Genomic DNA, 1,880 nt, shown 5'->3' on the forward strand with positions numbered 1-1,880 from the left:
AGTGTAGCTCGGCTTAAATCAGTCGATAGATGGATATATGAGCGATGCTAACGGGGTAAGATAAATGTTAGATAGATTAACGATGGCAACCTCTTGAAAAAATAATTTTTTAATATTTTATTTATCAACAGTATGGTAAGCAGGAAAACTTAACGTTAATCGTATACACAGCAAAAAAATAAAAAAGTGGGAAACCAATGATGATATGTCATCTTGAACAATTGAACATTTTAGCAACGCCCATCTGGATCGTTGCGCCGGAAAGTGAAGAGCTCATCTTTGCCAATCACCAGGCGCAAGTGTTATCAGATGGAGCCTCTGTGGTGACCATGCGCAGCGGCGAATTTTCTGCCGTAGCGCACCGACATCTCAACCGCTATGCCACTAGCTTGCAAAACGGCGACGATATTGTTGAGGTCTGGTCTCTGCCCGCAGGTGATGAAACCCGGACGCTGAGCTGCAGGCTCTCCGCCGTGGCGCTTGAGGAGTATGGCAACGTCATCGTCGTGGAAGGTCTGACGCCGCGCGGTAACGCAGGCCTCAAGGCAAGCCGCTCGGCCGCCTATCGACCGCGGAAAAACGGTTTTTACGCGCGCTTTTTTTACACGACATCCGCGCCTATTGTCCTGGTCGATCCCGCTCGGGAAGGGCAAATCGTTGATGCCAATCTCGCAGCGATACGCTTCTATGGCTACACCTATGAAACGCTTTGCAGGATGTTTATCTGGCAGATCAACACGCTTGGTCGAAACGTGTTGCCGATTGTCGCCGAAATCGCCCACCTGCCTGAAGGGCATAAGCCCCTTTCTTTTACTCATCGTCTGGCTAATGGCACCACCCGAGACGTACAGGTGGCGCTCGGTCCCGTCGAAATTTATGGCGAACGACTGATACTCTGCGTGATCCACGATATGAGTGAGCAAAGGAGCCTTGAGCAGGCTTTGGAAAATGCCGAGCGCCGGGATCCCCTTACTCACTTATTCAATCGTCGCGAGGCGGTTCAGCAGCTTGAGAAACAGCTTCCGGCATCCAATGATTTCAGCCTGCTGCTGGTAAATATTGATCGCTTTAGAAATATTAATCAGCGCCACGGGCACAAAAAGGGCGACGAGGTACTGATCTACCTTGCTCAGGCGCTCAGCACCTCTGACCGCAGCGTTGCCTTCCGCTGGGATGGCGAGGAGTTTTTACTGCTGCTGCCTGACACCACATTAAGCGCGGCAATCACCGCAGCAGAGGATCTCCGCGTAGAAGTAGAGAAGATGGCAATACCTGATATCCCGCCGCTGACCGTTAGCGTAGGCGTCGCACACTATCAGGCCGAGGAGAGCCTGGACTCGCTGTTCCAGCGTGTTGATGCGGCGTTATATCAGGCAAAAAACAGAGGCCGCAACACCGTGTTTGCGGCCTGATTGTTTATTAGACGCTTATAAATGACTGTTGTCAGGGGAGCTGGCTGTAAGCCTCGTCGCTGACCGGCTCCAGCCATTCGTTTGATGCCCCTTCGGCAGGAACCGCCACGGCAAGGTGCGCGAACCAGCTATCGTGCGCCGCGCCGTGCCAGTGCTTAACCCCTGCCGGAATATTCACCACATCGCCAGCCTTTAGCTCACGGGCTGGCTCGCCCCATGCCTGATACCAGCCTCTGCCGCCCGTTACCAACAGGATCTGCCCGCCCTTGTGATGGATATGCCAGTTATTACGGCAGCCAGGCTCAAACACCACGTTGCCGATATTGACCCCCTCGGTAGTGAGCATCGTCAGATAGCTGGTGCCGGTGAAATACTGGGCATAGGCTTCGTTCTTCTCCCCGCGTGGGAAGACACCGTTACCCTCAAAAATCTCGTTCATGTTTGCTCCATCCGTTATCAACGTGATGT

The 1,880-nt window shown here is 52.8% G+C and carries 2 protein-coding genes; one reads left to right on the plus strand and one right to left on the minus strand.

Going from position 1 to position 1,880, the window contains the following annotated elements; genetic code table 11:
* Positions 1 to 200: 200 nt before the first annotated feature.
* A complete protein-coding gene (locus FN633_RS02795; RefSeq protein ID WP_154058803.1) occupies positions 201 to 1,412 on the plus strand; it encodes a GGDEF domain-containing protein in 1,212 nt (403 codons plus the stop codon).
* 31 nt (positions 1,413 to 1,443) lie between these two features.
* On the opposite strand, the gene FN633_RS02800 is transcribed toward FN633_RS02795, so the two are convergent.
* The gene (locus FN633_RS02800; RefSeq protein WP_154056653.1) at positions 1,444 to 1,851 is read right to left on the minus strand and encodes a cupin domain-containing protein; all 408 of its coding nucleotides are present in this window, start codon (positions 1,849 to 1,851) and stop codon (positions 1,444 to 1,446) included.
* Positions 1,852 to 1,880: the final 29 nt, after the last annotated feature.

Origin of the sequence: Pseudescherichia vulneris, from assembly GCF_902164725.1 — a bacterium.
Classification (GTDB): domain Bacteria; phylum Pseudomonadota; class Gammaproteobacteria; order Enterobacterales; family Enterobacteriaceae; genus Pseudescherichia; species Pseudescherichia vulneris.